This window comes from Flavobacterium sp. xlx-214 (assembly GCF_013874595.1).
Taxonomy (GTDB): domain Bacteria; phylum Bacteroidota; class Bacteroidia; order Flavobacteriales; family Flavobacteriaceae; genus Flavobacterium.
Window position 1 is genome coordinate 2,655,838 of sequence record NZ_CP059431.1, and the last position, 20,676, is coordinate 2,676,513.

Consider the following 20,676-nt stretch of genomic DNA (forward strand, 5'->3'; position numbering starts at 1 on the left):
ACTTTTTATACAACAAAATCTAGTTTAGCACACCAAAAAAAGCAGTAAATATTTAAGCTTTTAAACATCCATAAAACAATTTGTATTTAAAAAAAGTTGAAAACCATTTGTAAAAAACAAACTTATTAAACCATTTTTTATCACAATATAATTGTATCTTCAATAAAACATTTCTAAAAATGAACGACGAAATAAAACAAATACAATTAAAAAAACACAAACAATTAGCACTCGGCTTATTACTTGTTATGGCAATTGTTTACGTTTTAATGATTTATTTACAAAAGAAAAATCCAATGTCGTGGATGGGATATGTAAAAGCATTTTCCGAAGCAGGTATGGTTGGTGCTTTAGCCGATTGGTTTGCAGTAACTGCTTTATTTAGATATCCTATGGGTTTAAAAATTCCGCATACAAACTTAATAAACAACAATAAAGATGCATTAGGTAGTAATTTAGGCACTTTTGTGAGTACTAATTTTTTAACTGCTGATACCATACGCCCATATATTGATAAACTTTCTATTAGTGAGTATTTGAATGAGTGGTTAAGTAAAAAGAAAAATCAACAAATTATTCAACAAGAATGCAACCACCTACTAAAACGCATTGTAAATAATTTAGACGATGCATCAATTGCTAACTTTTTAGCTAAAAAAGGATTTGAACTAACCGACGAAATTAAACTTGAAAAGCTTGCTAGCACTGCCCTACTCTATCTTTTAGAACAAAATGAACACGATAGGTTGCTTTCTATTATTTTACCTCAGGCTAAAAACTATGTAGAAAACAACAGAGAACTTATTTACAAGAAAGTAGTTGAAAAGCAGCCTATTTTAGGCTTAATTGGTGGAAAATCGGTTACAAATCAATTAATTTCGGGTATCACCACTTTTCTTGAAGAAATTGAAACAAACGGAAATCATACTATTAGAAAAGAACTTACATCAAAATTATATCAAGTTGTAGCTGATTTAAATGAAAAAGACGATTGGAAAGATAAATTTGAACATATAAAAGAACAATTCATTACCCAGGAACGTATTTTAGAATATGCTGAAGATATATGGTTACGTTTGAAAAAAGATATGCTTGAGAAATTAGATGATGAAAACGCTACATTTAATAAATATATTAAACAAAACATAGAAAAAGCAATAGTGTTGTTTCAAGAAGATGCAGAAATGAAAGAAAACATTGATAAATATGCCAAGCAATATGTTTATAAATTGGTTCTTAAAAACAGTAAAGAAGTGGGCACCATCATAACCAATACGGTACAAAAATGGGATGGTAAAGAAATGAGCGAAAAACTAGAACTTGAAGTCGGTAAAGACCTGCAATACATTCGTATTAATGGTACTTTAGTTGGCGGTTTGGTTGGTTTACTTATTTATACCTTAACTAACTTATTAGCATAAAAAAGAGGAATTACTTCCTCTTTTTTTATTTATTTTCTACTTTATGTTTGTATTTAAACAACAACGCAAACAGTATGGTAACAATTAATGCATAAGCAGCAAAAATAAACCAAGACGTACGCCAGCCTTCTAATTGCAATGTAATATCGGTTTGATTAAACACATAATGATTTACAACAACCTGCGCACCAATCATACCTATAGTGGCACCAAAACCATTGGTCATCATCATAAAAACACCTTGTGCCGATGAACGAATACTTTTATTGGTTTCTTGATCTACAAATAAAGATCCTGATACATTAAAGAAATCAAAAGCAATACCGTAAACAATCATTGATAAAATAAACATCCATACGCCATTTCCAGGATTTCCTGTTGCAAAAAGTCCAAAACGCAGCACCCAAGCAAACATAGCTAATAACATAACTTGTTTAATTCCAAATCGTTTTAAGAAAAAAGGAATTAATAAAATACAAAGTGTTTCTGATACCTGAGATAACGAAATAAGCGCATTGGCATTATTTGCACCCCAAGTTGAAGCAAACTCGGGAATATCTTTAAAACTTGTTATAAAAGGGTTGGCATAACCATTTGTAATTTGTAACGAAACACCTAATAACATCGAAAAAATGAAAAATACAGCCATTTTTCGTTCTTTAAATAGTGCAAAAGCTTTTAAGCCTAAAGCATCACTTAATGATTTTTTACCTTCGGTTTTATTGATTTCGCAATTAGGCAACGTAAATGAATATAAAAACAATACGATTCCTAAAAAACCAGAAACATAAAACTGGTGATAGGTATTTTGGAAACTAACAAAGTCATTGTTAGCTGAAAAATTAAAATCGAAATTTCCTAATGTAAAACCACTAAAATTCACAAACAACATAGCACAAATAAAACCTACTGTTCCTAATGTACGTATGGGCGGAAACGCTTTAATGGTATCGTAATTATTATTGGTTAAAACGGTATAAGAAACCGAGTTAGACAACGCAATAGTTGGCATATAAAATGCTACACTTAAAGTATAAAGCGTAAAAAGTGTATAAAAATCGGCTGCTTCACCTGATGATGCTCCATAATAGCCTGCAGCAATAATAAACAATGCAGCCAAGGCATGGCAATATCCTAATAAACGTTGTACAGGAATCCATCTATCAGCAATAATACCCATAATGGCAGGCATAAAAATAGAAACAACTCCTTGAACAGCATAAAATAAACCAATTTTTGAGGCCATTCCTATTGAAGCCAAGTAGTTACCCATTGAGGTTAAATAAGCGCCCCAAACAGCAAACTGCAAAAAGCTCATAATGGTTAATCGTAATTTTAAGCTCATTATCAATATATTTTAAAAAGTAGAATTTTAGTTTGTTAAGCGCTGATTTGCTAAGTTTAGAATCATTTGAAATTGTTCTTCTTTTGATAATTCAGAATTATCAATAACAATTGCATCTTGCGCTTTTATTAAGGGAGAATCTTGTCTATTAGAATCAAGAGTATCGCGTTCGGTAACATTTTTTAAAACCTCATCAAAAGAAGTATTCATTCCTTTTTCTTTTAATTCTAAAAACCTACGTTGCGCTCTAATTTCGGCAGAAGCGGTCATGAAAATTTTTAGTTCGGCATTAGGAAAAACAACAGTACCAATATCTCTTCCATCCATAACAACACCTTTATCAATACCGTATTTTTTTTGTTGCTGAACTAATTTTGAACGGACTTCTGAAACAGCAGCAATTTTACTTACAAAGTTAGAAACTTCTAAAGTTCTAATTTCGTTTTCAACATTTACATCGTTTAAATACATTTCTGCAAAACCCAAATGAGGATTGAAAACAAAGGTTAAAAAAACATGATTTAACTGTTTGATTAATTCTTGCTCATTAAAGTAATCTGCCTTAATAATACCTTGCTGCATAGCATATAAAGTTACGGCACGGTACATAGCGCCAGTATCTACATAGATATAATTCAATGCTTTTGCGAGTTGTTTTGCTAAAGTACTTTTCCCAGTTGATGAATGTCCATCAATAGCTATTGTGATTTTTTCCAAACCAATTGTTTTAGGAAACAAAATTATTATAGTTTTACGGACAAACCAAACAAATTAGTATTTCCTGCTAAAGTAAATCTGTTGTAAGCGTATTCAATTTTAAAACGTTTGACTTTTAAACCAAAACCAGCCGAAATACCTGCAAAATGTCTTTGCTCTAAAATTTTCATTTCTTCGCCGTTTTTAAAATTATATCCTAAACGTATGGTAAAGTTTTTTTCAGGAAAAAGCTCAAAACCAACAACAACATGTCGTAACAACGTATTGCCAAAACCAACTTTTTCTTCGGTAGCTTTTCCTTCCAAATCAATTTGAGCTCTGTTAGGATTAGAAAAACCAATGTTCCATTTTTGAAGATTATCTAAAGTAAAATGCCAACGAATAGGTACATTTTCTAATCGTTTACTTACACCTAAAACTACTTCAAAAGGAAGTGTTTCTCTTATATCTTCATAACTAGATAATTGTCCACCTAAATTTTTAAAAGTTAAACCAGCTGTCCAACCTGTTTCAACATCGTTATACAAACCACCAATATCGGCAGCAACAGCAAACGAATTATAGCTTTCTAAACTAGAAGCAATGGCTTTTAAATTAGCTCCAATTACAAAATTGGTATTTTCAATAGGATGCGCATAACCAACCGAAAGCGCTACATCGTTTCCAGAAAAAGAACCAGTTGTAGTTCCGTTTTCATCATATCCTTCCATACTACCATAATTTAAAAAAGTAGCGCCAATGTGAAAACTGCGTCCGTTTTTAAAGGTGTGTGCATAAGAAGCAGAACCTAAACTTACATCGCCATAAAACCGACCAAAATTTACTGCCAACATATTGTTCATTTCAGTATTTAAAGAAGCAGGATTGTATAGCACCTGATTTACTTCGTTTCCTGTAATGGTAACATTGCTACCGCCTAATGCCGCCTGTTTGGGCGATGTAGGCATTTGTAAGAATTGATACGCATCTTTACCACCTACTTGGGCAGTTGCAGTTGTTAATGTTATGAAAGAAACTAAGGTTAATAGTTTACGCATGTTTAGTTGAATTACATGAAAACGAATATATAACTTTATAACGATAGAATAAAGAAATTGGTATGTTTTTGCACAGAAATTTCGTTCAATTTTCTCTAACTAAAGTTACTTTATAATCTTTGCCTTCTAAAAATTCAATGTTCAACACTTTATAAACTGTTTCTAATCGATTATCATAGAAAACTTTAAAGTAAGTATTTTCTTTTTCATTAATGATTTTTAGTTTATGTGGTAAATTCTTTGGTGGTGACACAGAACTCATAGCAAAACTTCCTTCTTTATGGAAACCCCAACCTTGATAAAAATACTTGGCTGAAGAAAAATTCCATGTAATTATTTTTTGATCTTCAGGAATTTTATGTCTAAAAAAAACTAAAGTATCATTTTCAAAATACATATATTCTTTATTTATAGCTATCCATCTAATATCACTTGGTTTCTCTAATCTAAAAAGAGATTTAAATTTTTTCTTTAAATCTTTTTCTTGCTGTCCAAAACACATCATTGGTAATATGAATAATATAATTATGATATTTTTTGTCATTAGAGAATTTCATTTAGAAAGATAAAAATAACAAAAAAAAGCCAATACATTTCTGTATCAGCTTTTGTATCAATTATATTTCTTTTTAAGCCTCTTTAACAACAAGCTCTTTTGGGTGCTTTACTTTTTGGTTTGTTAAAGCAATATCAATAACCTCGGTCATTTTATCAACATAATGAAACGTTAAACCTGTTAAATACTCTGGTTTAATTTGATCGATATCACGTTTATTATCTTTACATAAAATAATTTCCTTGATATTTGCACGTTTAGCAGCTAAAATCTTTTCTTTAATTCCACCTACTGGAAGCACTTTTCCTCGTAAAGTTATTTCACCTGTCATGGCTAAGTTTTTCTTTATTTTTTGTTGTGTAAAGCTAGAAACCATAGACGTTAACATGGCAATACCTGCAGACGGACCATCTTTTGGCGTTGCGCCTTCTGGTACGTGAACGTGAATTTTATATTTATCAAAAACCTTAGCATCAATACCAAATAAATGATTGTTTGATTTGATGTATTCTAATGCAATAGTTGCCGATTCTTTCATTACATTACCCAAATTACCTGTCATGGTAAGTGTTCCTTTTCCTTCAGATAAAATTGATTCTATAAATAAAATATCACCACCTACACGCGTCCAAGCTAAACCAGTAACAACACCTGCCACTTCGTTAGACTCGTATTTATCTCTATCAAACTTAGGAGCGCCTAAAATGGTAATGATATCTTCTTCGGTTAACTTTTCATTAAAACTTTCTTCTAAAACGATAGATTTTGCAATAAAACGAATTACATTAGCAATTTCTTTATCTAATTTACGAACTCCCGATTCACGTGTATATTTCGTTACAATAAACTCAATTACTTTTTTACTTAACGCAACTACTTTACTGTCTAAACCATGCTCTTTTAATTGCTTAGGTAGTAAATGTTGTTTTACAATTTCAACTTTTTCCTCAATCGTATAACCGCTCATCTCGATAATTTCCATACGATCTAACAACGCTGGCTGAATGGTATTTAAACTATTTGAGGTGGCAATGAACATTACTTTAGACAAATCAAAGCCTAACTCTAAGAAATTATCGTAGAATTCTTTGTTTTGTTCTGGATCCAACACTTCTAACATGGCACTTGAAGGATCGCCTTGATTACTGCTTGACAATTTATCAATTTCATCTAAAACAAACACAGGATTCGAAGTTTTGGCTTTTTTGATGGATTGAATAATACGTCCGGGCATAGCGCCAATATAGGTTTTACGATGTCCACGAATTTCAGCTTCATCGCGTAAACCACCCAACGATATGCGAACATACTCACGACCTAATGCTTTTGCTACCGATTTACCAATTGAAGTTTTACCAACACCTGGAGGTCCGTATAAGCATAAAATAGGCGATTTCATATCATTCCTCAATTTTAAAACCGCTATATGTTCAATTACACGACGTTTTACATCTTCTAAACCATAATGATCTTTATCAAGAATTTTCTTAGCATTTTTTAAATCGAATTTATCTTTAGTAAATTCATTCCAAGGCAATTCTAAAAGCAATTCTAAATAATTCCTTTGAATAGAAAACTCAGCTACTTGTGGATTCATACGTTGCATTTTGCTCAATTCTTTGTCAAAATGTTCTTTTACTTTAGCATCCCACTTTTTATCTAACGCTTTTTTACGTAACTCCTCAAACTCTTGTTCGTGCGAAAAACCACCTAATTCTTCTTGTATGGTTTTTATTTGTTGATGTAAAAAATACTCTTTTTGTTGCTGATCTAAATCAACACGTACTTTTGTTTGAATATCGTTCTTCAAATTTAAACGCTGAAGTTCCATATTCATTCTTCGAAGTGTTTCTAAAGCACGATCTTTTAAATTGTTGATTTCTAAAATAGTTTGCTTTTCTGAAGCTGGTAAATTTAGATTTGAAGATACAAAATTGACTAAAAAAGAATCGCTTTCTATGTTTTTAATTGCAAAAGCAGCTTCAGAAGGAATATTTGGATTTTCTCTGATAATCTCTTGTGCCGTTTCATTAATTGATTCAATAATTGTATTGAATTCTAAATCATCTGCCTCTGGTTTAACTTCTTCAACCTCTTTAATTTTCGCTTTTAAATAAGGCTCTTCTTGAACTACTTCTGTAATTTCAAAACGCTTTTTTCCTTGCAAAATAACCGTAATGTTGCCATCTGGTAATTTAAGCGTTTTAAGAATTTTTGCAACTGTACCAAACTTATAAATATCAGTTGCACCTGGCACTTCAACATCTTCGCTTATCTGAGAAACCACACCAATGGTTTTATCAGAGGCAATTGCATCGTTTATTAACTTAATTGATTTATCGCGCCCAGCGGTAATAGGAATTACAACACCAGGAAACAAAACCATGTTGCGTAACGGTAAAATACAAATATCTTCAGGTAATTGCTCTTTATTCATTTCATTTTCATCATCTTGAGAAAACAAAGGAATAAATTCTGCATTCGGATCTAAATCTTGAAGTGACAAATTGTCCATTGAAATTATTTTTTCGTGTGCCATATATGTTTTATAGGTCAAAATGTCATTAATTCAAATTAAATAACACTTTAATATTTTAATTTATTTCTATTTTAAGATAAACACTTAAAGTGTCAATCTTTATGCCAATAAAAAAACCGCTTTTTAAAAAGCGGTTTTTTACTATAAATAATTACTTTATTATACGTGTAAAGCTCTATTTTCTGTAGCAGCTAAAGCAGCTTCTTTCATTGCTTCAGCAAAAGTTGGGTGTGCGTGAGACATACGAGAAATATCTTCTGCTGATGCACGGTATTCCATAGCAACAACTGCTTCAGCAATTAAATCTGCAGCACGAGCTCCAACAATGTGAAAACCTAAAATTTCGTCTGTAGCTTTATCAGCTAATATTTTAACAAAACCATCTAAATCGGCACTTGCACGAGCACGTCCTAAGGCTTTGAAAGGGAATTGACCTACTTTGTACTCTTTATTTTCAGCTTTTAATTGCTCTTCGGTTTTACCAACTGCAGCAACTTCTGGCCAAGTATAAACAACACCTGGAATTAAGTTATAATCGATATGAGGTTTTTGACCTGCTAATTGCTCAGCAACTAAAACTCCTTCTTCTTCTGCTTTATGTGCTAACATTGCACCACGAACAACATCACCAATAGCATAAATATTTGAAGCAGTAGTTTGTAAATGATCGTTTACTTCAACCTGACCTCTTTCTGTAATTTTAACACCTGCTTTATCAGCGTTTAATCCATCTGTGTAAGGACGACGCCCTACACATACTAAAGAATAATCACCTTCTAAAGAAATTACTTCTCCTTTAGCGTTTAAAGCTTCTACTAAAACAGTTTCTCCGTTTCTTTCTACTTTTTGAACTTTATGAGAAGTATAAAACTTCATTCCAGCCTTTTTAAGAACTTTTGTTAATTCTTTAGAAACAGCTCCGTCCATAGTAGGTAAAATACGATCAGCATACTCAACAACAGACACTTGCGCACCTAAACGTAAGTAAACCTGACCTAATTCTAAACCAATAACACCACCACCAATAATGATTAGGTGTTTAGGAATTTCTTTTAATTTTAATGCTTCAGTTGATGTAATAATACGCTCTTTATCAATTGTAATAAATGGTAAAGAAGACGGCTTAGAACCTGTAGCAATAATGGTGTTTTTAGCAGATATTTGTTCTACAGTACCATCGTTTTTTGTTACATTAACAGTAGTAGCATTTTCAAAAGATCCAATACCTTCAAAAACGGTAATATTGTTTTTATCCATTAAAAACTTAACGCCACCACAAGTTTGATCTACAACAGCTTGTTTACGAGCGATCATTTTTTCTAAATCGATTTTTACGTCACCTGGTAATTCAATACCGTGATCTGCAAAATGTTTGATTTCATCTACATGGTGAGATGAAGCTAATAATGCTTTTGAAGGAATACATCCTACATTTAAACAAGTTCCTCCTAAAGTAGAGTATTTTTCAATGATTGCAGTTTTCATTCCTAACTGAGCGCAACGGATAGCCGCTACATAACCACCAGGTCCAGAACCTATTACAACTACGTCAAATGAATTCATATTTATATTATTTAGTATAAAATTAAAATGTGTTACAAAAGTACAATTATTTATAAAGACTCTTGCTAAAAAATAAATAAAAAAAGACCTTTAAAGTGGTCTTTTTCAAAATTATAATTTCACCATATTAGTGGCTAATGTTTCAATAAATTTACCAATAGGACCTTTTATCATCATAGCCATCATTGGGTTAAAATCACCTTCAAAAAACAATTGTACATCTGTTTCTTCAGCTGATTTTTCGTTTAATTTTGCCGTTAATGTAAATGGTAATTTACTACTTGCTGCACCTAAAACAATTTCAGATGTTGGTGTAGCCGATTTTTTTACCAATTTAATTTCGGGCATTCCTTTTAATCCAAATTCAAAACAGTTTTCATCAATTACTTCAAACTTAGCTATGTTTTCTGGCATTAATTTTTCAAAATTCTTAATATCTGATAATGCTTCAAATAAATATGCTGAAGATTTTGATACGGGAACAACCGGACTTTCTAAATTCATAATTTCAGTTTTTTAATATGTTAAACGCCCCAAGTTGATGGTGAAGCGCTCCAAGTTGATAATGTTTCTACCTCTTCTTGTGAAATATATTCTTTTGCTACTGCCGTTTTTAATAAAGTAGGATAGTTACTTAAAGTAACCAATTTAATATCAGCGTTTTTGAAGTTTTCTGAAGCAACATCAAATCCGTACGTAAAAATAGCTGCCATACCTAAAATATTAGCATTTGCTTCACGTAAAGCCTCAACTGCTTGCAAACTACTTTTACCTGTACTAATTAAATCTTCTACAACTACTACCGATTTTCCTTCTTCAAACTGACCTTCGATTTGATTTTGACGACCGTGCTTTTTAGCTTCTGGACGTACATAAATAAAAGGCAATTCTAAAGCTTCGGCAACTAGCAAACCAATACCAATGGCACCGGTAGCAACACCTGCAATATAATCTGGTTTACCAAATTTTTCTACAATATTGGTTGCAAATTCATTTTTTAAAAACGTTCTAATCTCTGGAAAAGAAAGAGTTATGCGATTATCGCAATAAATTGGCGATTTCCATCCTGAAGCCCACGTAAAAGGATTTTTAGGATTTAATTTAATTGCGTTAATTTGTAAAAGCAATTCCGCCGTTTTCTGTGCTGTGTTGTCGTTAAAAATCATAGTTACAAATGTATAAAGTTTTTATTAATGATAAGCCACTTTTTTTAACTAGTGTGTTAGAAAAAGAAACCGATTTTCAATTTTTTTTGCTAGATACTGTTGATATGCAAAAATTAATAGCACAATATTTTGCTGGTCAAATTACAAATGCTCGTTTGTATCACCCAGATGAAAATTTACTTATTCAAAACTTTAAAGAAAAAATCACGATAAATAAAGCTGGTGGCGGTTTGGTTGAAAACAACAAAGGACAAATTTTGTTTATTTACCGCAACGGAAAGTGGGATTTACCAAAAGGAGGAATTGAAAAAAACGAAACTATTGAAGAAACATCTATCAGAGAGGTTGAAGAAGAAACAGGTTGTAAATATTTAAAAATTACAAATCCGTTGCAAAAAACCTATCATATTTTTAAACGTAATGGTGAGTATAAATTAAAAGTCACTTTTTGGTTTGCCATGACAACTGACTATACAGGTGAACTTCAAGGTCAATTAGAAGAAGGTATTGAAAAAGTAGTGTGGGTTGATAAAAAGGACATTCCAGAACTTTTAAAGAATTCTTATCAAAATATTAAGTTGTTGTTTGAACTATAATTATTACTATAACCTAATTTCTTAAAAATTAGGTTTAATTAAAAAATAATAGAAAAGTCAACCAAAAAGGTTGGCTTTTCCTTTTAAAAACAAGCTGTTAACCTCAATAATTAAAAAAGAAAAGTCTTTTAATATATATTTGTGATGTAATTATTCATACAATGTTTAAAAAACATCAACAAATTGCAATTGTTTTAGTTGTTTCTATACTTTTTTTTGGAATTCCATTTATTAGTTTACCTGATTTTCAAAATAACAATACTCTTTTTAACTCGCTTATTTTTTATAAACGATGCATAGAAACATCGCTTGTAGTGGTCTTTTTTTATCTTAACTATTTCATATTAGTTCCTAAATTTTATCATCAGAAAAAGTACATCCTTTTTGCAATCATTACATTTATTTGTTTAGTAATTGCAATTAAAGTACCCGATTTAATTATTACCAATACTGATATTTACAATGCTTTAAAAGAGCAGAATACTCCTGGTTTTAGAATGAAAGGACCAAGACCAGAATATCCTTTAGTTATGCAATTTTTTATTGATAAAACTGCTTATCAATTTTATTTAGCGCTATCAATTGGTATTTTATTAAAAACAAACCAATATATAAATAGTATTGAGCAAGACATGCTTAAAAGCGAAGTTTCTTATTTAAAAGCTCAAATAAATCCTCATTTTTTATTTAACACTTTAAACTCAATTTACGCTTTATCATTAGTAAAATCAGACGATACGCCTAACGTAATCTTAAAATTATCGGCTATAATGAGGTATGTAGTAACCGAAAGTTCTAAGGAAAAAGTACTTTTAAAAGACGAACTAAATTATATTACCGATTATATTGATTTGCAAAAAATTCGTTTAACATTGGCAACAGAAATTGATTATAAAGTATTGGGTAATGTAAATCAGCAAAAAATTGCTCCGCTCCTATTCATTTCAATTATTGAAAATTGCTTTAAATACGGTGCAAGTCAAACCGAAAAATCTCTTATTCAAATCCATATTTCGGTTCAAGAAAATCAAATATCATTAGAAACCATCAACACAAAAATAGCAAAAAACATCAGCGAGCTTGAAAAAACCGAAACAGGTATTGCTAATACTGAAAAACGATTGGAAATTTTGTACCTTAACAATTACAAATTACATATTGAAAATTCGGAAACAAATTATAAAGTGCAACTAAAAATTAATTTGATATGATAAAAGCAATTGCTTTAGACGATGAACCTTTGGCTTTGACCATATTAGAACATTTATGTTTAAAAAATGAAGATATAACGCTTGAAAAAACATTTACATCGCCTCAAGATGCGTTGCACTATTTAGAAGCTTATCCGGTTGATTTACTTTTTCTTGATATCCAAATGCCCGATAAAGATGGTGTTTCGTTTTTTAAATCGTTAATCAATAAACCTTTGGTTATTTTTACCACTGCTTTTGATCATTACGCCGTAGAAGGTTTTAATGTAAATGCGGTTGATTATTTGTTAAAACCAATTGCTTATGAACGCTTTGAACAAGCAATAGAAAAGGTAAAAAACATCAAACAAATAGGAAATAACAGTTTAGATGATGCTTACATTTTAATTAGAGCCGATTATAAGTTGAACAAAATTTATTTAAAAGATATTCAGTTTATTGAAGGCTTAGATGATTACATTCAAATTCATATTGCTGGAAAACCTAAAATTGTTGCGCGTATGTCTATGAAAAATATTGTTGAACAATTACCTAAAAACGATTTTTTACGCATACATCGTTCTTTTATAGTGCCTATTCAAAAAATATCATCTATACAAAGTAAATCTGTATTTATTAATGAGCTTGAATTTCCTATTGGAGACACATATAAAAATGATGTTTTAGCCATTTTTACCGACAAAAAATAACTTTTTACCTACTATTAAAAAAATAACACACAATATGCTTGTTTATTAATAAATGTATTGTACATTTGTACTATAACTCATCTATTACAACGCAAAGTAATTTGAATGTTTTAGAATTTTTGAGTTTTTCATAAGTGTTTTTTTTGGTTATTAAAGTGGGTTTATTTCGGTAAACCCACTTTTTTATTATGCCTATCCAAAAATCGTTGGGTTACAAAATCAATATCTTTGATACTTTTTCTAGCCCAATCAATTTTCTTCATCAATAATTGTTGTTCTGTTAATTTCCAATCAACATTAGTATTTCTTAAACGAGTTATAATTGTATTTAAAATAATAGCTGCTGATACCGATATGTTTAAACTTTCTGTAAAACCAAACATAGGTATGGTAATGTAAGCATCGGCTTGATTTAGAACTTCATCAGATAATCCTGACTTTTCTGTACCAAAAAAAATAGCCGATGGTTTTGATACATCAAAATCATCTAAATTACTAGCTTTAGCATGCGGAGTTGTTGCTACAATTTGATATCCTTGCTTTTTTAATGAATCAACGCAAACTTGATTATTGGCATGTCTGTGAATATCTACCCATTTTTCTGCACCTAAAGCAATTTCTTTGTCTATTGTTTTACCATTTTTTTGTTCAATAACGTGTAAATTCTGTATTCCAAAAACCTCGCAACTACGCATTACAGCACTTGTATTATGCATTTGGTAAACATCTTCAACAACTACACAAAAATGATTGGTGCGGTTAGTTAATACACGGTCAAAACCATCTCTCCTATTTTCAGTTAAAAAATCTTCTAAATATAAAAGATATTCTTTGCTACTATATAAATCGGGTATATTCATTGTTTTTGCTAAATTCGTTACAAAGATAACATTTATAAAAATGAAAAATTTAGTGGTTTTATCAGGTGCCGGAATTAGTGCTGAAAGTGGATTAAAAACTTTTAGAGATGCTGATGGATTATGGGAAGGACATGATATTATGGAAATTGCAAGTTTTGACGGTTTTCTTAAAAACCCAACATTAGTATTAGACTTCTACAACCAACGAAGAAGACAATTACATGAGGTAAGCCCCAATAAAGCGCATATATTATTAACTGAATTAGAAACTTACTTTAATGTACAAATTATTACTCAAAATGTTGATGATTTGCATGAACGTGCGGGTAGCAAACAAGTAATTCATTTACATGGCGAATTATTCAAAGCACGAAGTTTAAATGATATTTCTTTGATCTACGATTGGAAAGATGACATTGTGATGGGTACAAAAAACAATCAAAATCATCAATTAAGACCTCATATTGTTTGGTTTGGAGAAGCTGTTCCTGAAATGGATAACGCCATAAAAATAGTTCAAAATGCAGATATTTTAGTAATAATAGGAACTTCGTTACAAGTATATCCTGCAGCGGGTTTAATTGACTATGCTAGTAAAGCACAAGAAATTTATTATATTGATCAAAACCCCGCAACTGCAAGTCATTTTAATAAAAACATTCATGTAATTGCAGAAAAAGCAACAATAGGCTTACCTATATTAGTTGATAAACTTTTAAAACTATAAGCCCTTTTCTATAAAAAAACGAGGGGTATCTGTTGTTAAATAATCAATTCCTTGCTGAATTAATTGTTGCCCAACTTCTAAATCGTTAACGGTCCATGAATTTGTTTTTAAAGAATATTTTTTAAAAGAAGGTACAACATTCGTATTCTCTATCAACAACTTGTAATGATAATCCATGCCATTTAAACCAACTGTTTTAATTTCCTGAGCCGTTTTATCTCCATTTAGATAATGCACACTAAATTTAGGAAGCATTTTTTTTGTGTACAAAGCCGCTTCAAAATCAAACAAAATAAACTCCAAGTTTTCTGAATTAGCGTTGTTAGGTAACATAGCTACTATAACGTCAATCATTTTTTTAGTTCGATCAATCCCTAAATTAGACGATTTTACTTCAAGGATTAATTTTGTTGTTGATTGCTGCAAACCAACAGCAAAGTATTCCTGCAAAGTTGGAATTTGTTCATTATTTGGATGTTTTAGCTGTAATAAATCATGATAATTATGGGTTTCAATATCCAATCCGTAAAAATCATGATCATGATTTACCACAACAATATCATCTTTAGTTAAATGCACATCAAACTCAGATCCAAAACATTTAAGATCAATCGCATTTTTTAAAGAAGCTATTGAATTTTGGGGTACATTGAATTCTTTCCAAGCACCTCTATGAGCAATTACTTTGGTTTGCATTTGTTGAGCCATTAAAGAGAAACTTGATAAAAATAATAAAAAAACGTACTTCATTTTTAATTTTCTTGTAAAAGTAACGCTTCAGTATTAACTCAATATTGCTTAATCTTTAAGGAACAATAGTTGTAAACAAATAGGTTGCAAAAATAACCAGCAACACAATACCTTGCTGTATATTGGTTTTATTTGTATTAAACGAAATTGAAATAATAAACAGCGAAATTAAAAGGAGTATGGTTGATTTACCATCAATTCCTAAATTAATTTGCATATCGGTCATAAAACAAACAATAGCAACTGCAGGAATTGTTAAACCAATAGATGCTAAAGCAGATCCTAAAGCTAAATTTAAACTTGTTTGCAAACGATCCTGACGAACTGCTTTAATTGCAGCCAAACCTTCGGGCAACAAAATAACAGCGGCAATAATAATACCTACTAAACTTTTTGGAGCACCTAAGCTAACAACAATATCTTCTATAGCTGGTGATAATTTTTTAGATAATAATACAACCGCTACTAAAGCCACAAACAGCATGATAGAACTAATGATAACTGTTTTTAAATTTGGTGGTGTTGCATGATCTATATGATGATCTGATTCATCTTCATAAATCATTTGCATATTTTGGTGATTCCCATGATCCGTTTTTTCAGGTAAAAAGTAATCTCTATGTCTAAAAGTTTGTACTGCAATAAAACCACCGTATAAAACCAAAGTAACGATAGCAACAAAAATTAATTGCGAATTTGAATACTGATTACCTACCCCACTGGTTGTAAAATTAGGTAGCACCATTGTTAACACCGATATTGCAATTAGGGTAATTAATGATGCATTTACACCTTGTTTCACAAAAATTTGTTCTTTAAAACGAAAACCTCCAATCAACAAACACAAACCAATAATACCTGTAAGTATTATCATTACTGCAGCAAAAACGGTATCTCTTGCTAAGGCAGACGGTCCTTCGTTAGTATCAGAAAGCATTAAAGAAACAATCAATGAAACTTCAATAATAGTAATGGCTAAAGCAAGTATTAATGTTCCAAATGGTTCGCCTACTTTATGCGCAATTACTTCAGCATGATGAACTGCTGATAAAACAGCTGTAATTAAAACAACTCCTAATATTAAATCGATGATATTGGAACTTGGCAATGCTGCTTGACAAATTAATAGTAAACCAGCCAAAAGAGGTAAAATAACTGACCAAGTTGGTAATGAAATATTGAATTTTTTGCTTAAAAAGTTGTTGTAAGGCATATAATAATTTTTCGATTTTTACGAAAATACAATTTTTACAACTTTTTTGGAAATCAAGTAAGCTTCACTACTTAAATTTTACAATTTATTTAACAGAAAGTCAATTTAATACTCATTTACATTAAAAATTAAAATGCCCAAATAATTTAAAATTATTTGGGCATTTTAAAATGAATTTCTAGCTTATTTTTCAAACTCTTTTAAAGTTTCGGTGATAATACGCACACAATCTAATAATTGTTCTTCAGTCATCACTAAAGGTGGTGCAAAACGAATAATGTTACCATGCGTTGGTTTTGCTAGTAAACCATTATCGCGTAAACGTAAACAAATGTTCCAAGCGGTTTCACTTTCTTCTGTATCGTTAATTAAAATAGCATTTAATAATCCTTTACCACGAACCAATGTACAAATAGTTGAATTTTGAATATAGTCGTTTAATTTACTTCTAAATAAAACACCTAATTTCTCCGCGTTATCTGCTAACTTTTCATCAACAACTACATCTAAAGCAGCCATAGCAACAGCAGCAGCTAAAGGATTACCTCCAAAAGTAGAACCATGTTGCCCTGGTTTAATAACGTTCATTATTTCATCATTTGCTAAAACAGCAGAAACAGGATACATACCACCAGAAAGTGCTTTACCTAAAATTAAAACATCAGCCTTAATATTTTCATGATCAATAGCTAACATTTTTCCTGTACGTGCAATTCCTGTTTGTACTTCATCGGCAATAAACAATACATTGTTTTGTTTACATAATGCATACGCTGTTGATAAATAACCATTATCTGGAACAAACACACCTGCTTCACCTTGAATAGGTTCTACTAAAAAGCCTGCTACATTTTTATTTGTGATAACATCTTTTAAAGCATCGATATTATTGTAAGGAATTCTCACAAAACCTTCGGTATACGGACCGTAGTTTTTACGAGCTTCTTGATCGTTTGAAAAAGAGATGATGGTTGTTGTACGTCCGTGAAAATTATTTTCACATACAATTATAACCGCTTCTTCTTCTTTTACATTTTTTACTTCGTATGCCCATTTGCGCGTTAACTTAATAGCAGTTTCAACAGCTTCGGCACCTGAATTCATTGGTAAAACTTTATCAAAACCAAAAAGTTTGGTTATTTTTTCTTCATAAACACCTAACTGATCATTATAAAATGCGCGAGATGTTAATGTAAGTTTATTAGCTTGCTCTGCAAGTGCACTTACTAATTTAGGATGACAATGACCTTGATTTACAGCAGAATAAGCTGATAAAAAATCATAATACTTCTTTCCTTCAACATCCCAAACATATGCGCCTTCACCTTTTGTTAAAACCACGGGAAGTGGATGGTAATTATGTGCTCCGTATTTTTCTTCTAATGCAATTGCATCTTTACTTGATAAACTACTCATTAATTATTAGTTTATTGTTATAAAATAAGCCATTCCTTCTTAATGGAGAGAAATCATCCGAATTGACTGCAAGTTACTAAAAACATCTTTTTACTAAAAATATAACGTGTTATTTTTATAAACAATCTAAATAATATAACAGCTTCATTTATATTACAAACAATTAGTATTTTTGCATTATGGCAAGAAAAAAAACAGATAAAATCGTATTCGAAAACGTAGAAGTCCTTGATGCTGGTGCAAAAGGCGTTTCGGTAGCAAAAGCTCCTGATGGTAAAGTCATTTTTATTCCTAACGTAGTTCCAGGTGATGTGGTTGATGTACAGACTTTTAAGAAGCGTAAAGCTTATTATGAGGGTAAGGCAGTAGCCTTTCATCAATTATCGCAAGAACGCGTAGCACCTGTTTGCGAGCATTTTGGTGCTTGTGGTGGCTGTAAATGGCAAAATATGGGGTATGAATTTCAATTGAAATACAAACACCAAGAAGTTGAAAATAATTTAAAAAGAATTGGTAAAGTAGCCCTTCCTACTTTTGAACCTATTTTAGGATCGAAAGAGCAGTTTTTTTACCGCAATAAAATGGAGTTTTCTTTTTCGAACGCTCGTTGGTTAACCGACGATGAAATTAAATCGGGCGAAGAATTAGGAAAAGAAAATGCCTTAGGTTTTCACATACCTAAAATGTGGGATAAAATTTTAGACATTAAAAAGTGTTATTTGCAGCAAGATCCATCGAATGCTATTCGCAATGAAATTCGTGATTTTGCTAATGAAAATAACTTAGAGTTTTTTAATCCAAGAGAAACTTCTGGTTTTTTAAGAACCTTAATGATTCGTACTGCATCAACGGGCGAAATCATGGTTTTAATTCAGTTTTTTAAGGAGGATAAAGCAAAACGCGAGTTACTTTTAGAATTCTTAAAAACTCGTTTTCCTGAAATTACCTCACTTCAATATGTAATTAACAGCAAATTAAATGATACTATTTACGATCAAAACGTAATTTGTTATCATGGTCGCGATTATATTTTAGAGGAAATGGAAGGTTTAAAATTCAGTATCAATGCTAAATCTTTTTATCAAACAAACTCGGCACAAGCCTATGAATTGTACTCAATTACAAGGGATTTTGCTGGATTAACAGGCGAAGAATTGGTTTACGATTTATATACGGGTACCGGAACCATTGCACAATTTGTATCTAAAAAAGCAAAAAAAGTAATTGGTGTAGAGGCGGTTCCTGAAGCTATTGCCGATGCTAAATTGAACGCTGAACGTAACAATATTACCAATTGTGAATTTTATGTAGGTGATATGAAAAATGTGTTTAATGATGATTTCATTGCACAACACGGTCAACCAGATGTTATCATTACCGACCCTCCTAGAGATGGTATGCATAAAGATGTTGTAGCCCAAATTTTAAAAATTGCTCCAGAGCGTGTTGTTTATGTAAGCTGTAATTCGGCAACACAAGCACGTGACTTGGCTTTGTTAGATGAAATGTATAAAGTAGTACGCGTGCGTCCTGTTGACATGTTTCCGCAAACTCACCACGTAGAAAATGTAGTTCTTTTAGAAAAGAAATAAATTTGAAAAGCATCTCTTAGGAGATGCTTACTTTTTACAAAATGATTTTGTACTTTTGAATCGATATAAAAAAGGTATGAAAAAATTTTGGTTTGCTGGTTTGGCAATTTTTACATTCTTAGCTTGCGAGAAAGACGATATTTGTGATGGTGGCGATTCTGAAACACCAAATGTTATTATAAATATGTATAATAATAATGATTCTGATGTCTTAAAACCTGCGGTAAAAATATGTTTAATTGCAGAAGGCTTCCAAGATACTTTGGTTTTTAAGAATACGTCTAAAATTGAAATTCCTTTAGAAATTACCAAAACAGAAACTACCTGGAAACTAGTTTTGTTTGAACCTAATCCTACAAAAGTTGGTGATACTATTTATAAATCCGATGTTTTAAGGTTTACTTATAATAAACCAGAATCTATTTATGTATCTAAGGCTTGTGGCTATAAAGTAACTTTTAACGGCTTTAATGCATCAAAACAAGCCAATACCACAAATGATGCTTGGATACAAAACATTTTTACTTTAACCAACGAAATTACAAACGAGAATAATGCGCATATTCAGCTTTTTTATTAGTATTTTTCTAGGTTCTAGTAGCCTATTTGCTCAAGATACCCTTTCTTTAAAATACCCAGAAACTTATGGTTTGCGTATTGGTGTTGATTTAATTAAAGCAAGTAGAAATGTTTGGGACAATAATTATAAAGGTTTTGAGTTTAGTGCTGATTATCGATATAATAAAGATTGGTACATAGCTGCCGAGGCAGGTTTTGAAGATCGTTTTAAACAAGACGATCAATTATCCTATACTACAAGTGGTATGTTTTTAAAAATTGGAGCTGAAAAAAACTTTCATCAAAATTGGTTGGATATGAATAATCTAATTTATGTTGGTGGTAGATACGGACTAAGTTTACATAACCAAACCTTACATAGTTATAGAGTTAATACAGGAAATGCTTATTTTGAAGAAGAAATGCAATATCCTGAATTAAAATCTACTGGTTTAATGGCTCATTGGTTAGAGTTAGTGGTGGGTATAAAAGTAGAAATATCAAGAAATCTATTTCTTGGCAGTCATGTAAGTATGAAAGGGCTTTTTTATCAAAAACAACCCGAAGGATTTGAAAATTTATATTATCCAGGCTTTGGTCAAAAATATAGTGGAAACATTGGTGTAGGCTTTGGCTATAGCATTAGTTATTTAATTCCGTTTAAAAAGAAGTTAAAAGAACAACGTGTTATAACTATTCCTCAAGTTAAAAACTAATATT

General features: G+C 31.1%; 20 protein-coding genes. 8 read left to right on the forward strand and 12 right to left on the reverse strand.

Translation table 11 applies throughout. The features are described 5' to 3' along the window. Positions 1-179: 179 nt before the first annotated feature. Complete coding sequence (locus H1R17_RS12480; RefSeq protein WP_163432896.1) at positions 180-1,421, forward strand: DUF445 domain-containing protein; 1,242 nt, start codon at positions 180-182, stop codon at positions 1,419-1,421. Positions 1,422-1,446: 25 nt separating this feature from the next. On the opposite strand, the gene H1R17_RS12485 is transcribed toward H1R17_RS12480, so the two are convergent. The 8 genes from H1R17_RS12485 to pyrE all read right to left on the reverse strand — a co-directional run bounded on the left by H1R17_RS12485 (position 1,447) and on the right by pyrE (position 10,344). Next, positions 1,447-2,766 (reverse strand): MFS transporter, encoded by a 1,320-nt coding sequence (locus tag H1R17_RS12485; RefSeq protein WP_163432897.1) that lies wholly within the window; start codon positions 2,764-2,766, stop codon positions 1,447-1,449. A 27-nt stretch (positions 2,767-2,793) separates the two neighbouring features. Continuing rightward, positions 2,794-3,483: a (d)CMP kinase gene (cmk, locus tag H1R17_RS12490; protein ID WP_163432898.1), complete on the reverse strand. Its 690-nt coding sequence runs from the start codon at positions 3,481-3,483 to the stop codon at positions 2,794-2,796. 26 nt (positions 3,484-3,509) lie between these two features. Beyond that, positions 3,510-4,520, reverse strand: coding sequence for a type IX secretion system protein PorQ (porQ, locus tag H1R17_RS12495; RefSeq protein ID WP_163432899.1), 1,011 nt, complete (start codon positions 4,518-4,520; stop codon positions 3,510-3,512). 85 nt (positions 4,521-4,605) lie between these two features. After that, a complete protein-coding gene (locus H1R17_RS12500; RefSeq protein ID WP_163432900.1) occupies positions 4,606-5,064 on the reverse strand; it encodes a hypothetical protein in 459 nt (152 codons plus the stop codon). 85 nt (positions 5,065-5,149) lie between these two features. Then, complete coding sequence (gene lon / locus H1R17_RS12505; RefSeq protein WP_163432901.1) at positions 5,150-7,615, reverse strand: endopeptidase La; 2,466 nt, start codon at positions 7,613-7,615, stop codon at positions 5,150-5,152. Positions 7,616-7,774: 159 nt separating this feature from the next. Beyond that, entirely contained in the window at positions 7,775-9,178 is a 1,404-nt protein-coding gene (lpdA, locus tag H1R17_RS12510; RefSeq protein WP_163432902.1) for a dihydrolipoyl dehydrogenase, read from the reverse strand. A gap of 111 nt (positions 9,179-9,289) precedes the next feature. After that, positions 9,290-9,682, reverse strand: coding sequence for an SRPBCC family protein (locus H1R17_RS12515; protein WP_163432903.1), 393 nt, complete (start codon positions 9,680-9,682; stop codon positions 9,290-9,292). Between the two features lie 20 nt (positions 9,683-9,702). Further along, positions 9,703-10,344 carry an orotate phosphoribosyltransferase gene (pyrE, locus tag H1R17_RS12520; protein ID WP_163432904.1) on the reverse strand — a complete coding sequence of 214 codons (642 nt, stop codon included), beginning with the start codon at positions 10,342-10,344 and terminating at the stop codon, positions 9,703-9,705. Between the two features lie 8 nt (positions 10,345-10,352). On the opposite strand from pyrE, the gene H1R17_RS12525 reads away from it, so the two are divergent. The 3 genes from H1R17_RS12525 (at position 10,353) to H1R17_RS12535 (ending at position 12,840) form a co-directional block, all read left to right on the forward strand. After that, positions 10,353-10,940 (forward strand): NUDIX domain-containing protein, encoded by a 588-nt coding sequence (locus H1R17_RS12525; RefSeq protein WP_163432905.1) that lies wholly within the window; start codon positions 10,353-10,355, stop codon positions 10,938-10,940. 161 nt (positions 10,941-11,101) lie between these two features. Further along, positions 11,102-12,151, forward strand: coding sequence for a sensor histidine kinase (locus H1R17_RS12530; RefSeq protein ID WP_163432906.1), 1,050 nt, complete (start codon positions 11,102-11,104; stop codon positions 12,149-12,151). After that, complete coding sequence (locus tag H1R17_RS12535; protein ID WP_163432907.1) at positions 12,148-12,840, forward strand: LytTR family DNA-binding domain-containing protein; 693 nt, start codon at positions 12,148-12,150, stop codon at positions 12,838-12,840. The genes H1R17_RS12530 and H1R17_RS12535 overlap by 4 nt, the downstream gene beginning before the upstream one ends. Before the next feature lie 161 nt (positions 12,841-13,001). On the opposite strand, the gene H1R17_RS12540 is transcribed toward H1R17_RS12535, so the two are convergent. Further along, positions 13,002-13,700 carry an RNA methyltransferase gene (locus tag H1R17_RS12540; protein WP_163432908.1) on the reverse strand — a complete coding sequence of 233 codons (699 nt, stop codon included), beginning with the start codon at positions 13,698-13,700 and terminating at the stop codon, positions 13,002-13,004. Positions 13,701-13,740: 40 nt separating this feature from the next. On the opposite strand from H1R17_RS12540, the gene H1R17_RS12545 reads away from it, so the two are divergent. Further along, positions 13,741-14,427, forward strand: a complete 687-nt coding sequence (locus H1R17_RS12545; RefSeq protein ID WP_163432909.1) for an NAD-dependent deacylase — start codon at positions 13,741-13,743, stop codon at positions 14,425-14,427. Here H1R17_RS12545 and H1R17_RS12550 read toward each other — a convergent pair. The 3 genes from H1R17_RS12550 to rocD all read right to left on the reverse strand — a co-directional run bounded on the left by H1R17_RS12550 (position 14,422) and on the right by rocD (position 17,806). Next, complete coding sequence (locus H1R17_RS12550) at positions 14,422-15,177, reverse strand: glycerophosphodiester phosphodiesterase family protein (RefSeq protein WP_163432910.1); 756 nt, start codon at positions 15,175-15,177, stop codon at positions 14,422-14,424. The genes H1R17_RS12545 and H1R17_RS12550 overlap by 6 nt on opposite strands. A gap of 55 nt (positions 15,178-15,232) precedes the next feature. Continuing rightward, positions 15,233-16,390, reverse strand: coding sequence for a calcium:proton antiporter (locus H1R17_RS12555; RefSeq protein ID WP_163432911.1), 1,158 nt, complete (start codon positions 16,388-16,390; stop codon positions 15,233-15,235). Between the two features lie 183 nt (positions 16,391-16,573). Next, positions 16,574-17,806 (reverse strand): ornithine--oxo-acid transaminase, encoded by a 1,233-nt coding sequence (gene rocD / locus H1R17_RS12560; RefSeq protein ID WP_163432912.1) that lies wholly within the window; start codon positions 17,804-17,806, stop codon positions 16,574-16,576. A 179-nt stretch (positions 17,807-17,985) separates the two neighbouring features. On the opposite strand from rocD, the gene rlmD reads away from it, so the two are divergent. The 3 genes from rlmD to H1R17_RS12575 all read left to right on the forward strand — a co-directional run bounded on the left by rlmD (position 17,986) and on the right by H1R17_RS12575 (position 20,672). Beyond that, positions 17,986-19,398 (forward strand): 23S rRNA (uracil(1939)-C(5))-methyltransferase RlmD, encoded by a 1,413-nt coding sequence (gene rlmD, locus H1R17_RS12565; RefSeq protein ID WP_163432913.1) that lies wholly within the window; start codon positions 17,986-17,988, stop codon positions 19,396-19,398. Positions 19,399-19,474: 76 nt separating this feature from the next. After that, on the forward strand, positions 19,475-19,978 hold the full coding sequence (locus tag H1R17_RS12570) for a DUF6452 family protein (protein WP_163432914.1): 504 nt from the start codon (positions 19,475-19,477) through the stop codon (positions 19,976-19,978). Continuing rightward, the gene (locus H1R17_RS12575) at positions 19,953-20,672 is read left to right on the forward strand and encodes a DUF6048 family protein (RefSeq protein ID WP_163432915.1); all 720 of its coding nucleotides are present in this window, start codon (positions 19,953-19,955) and stop codon (positions 20,670-20,672) included. Before H1R17_RS12570 ends, H1R17_RS12575 begins: the two co-directional genes overlap by 26 nt. Positions 20,673-20,676 lie beyond the last annotated feature (4 nt).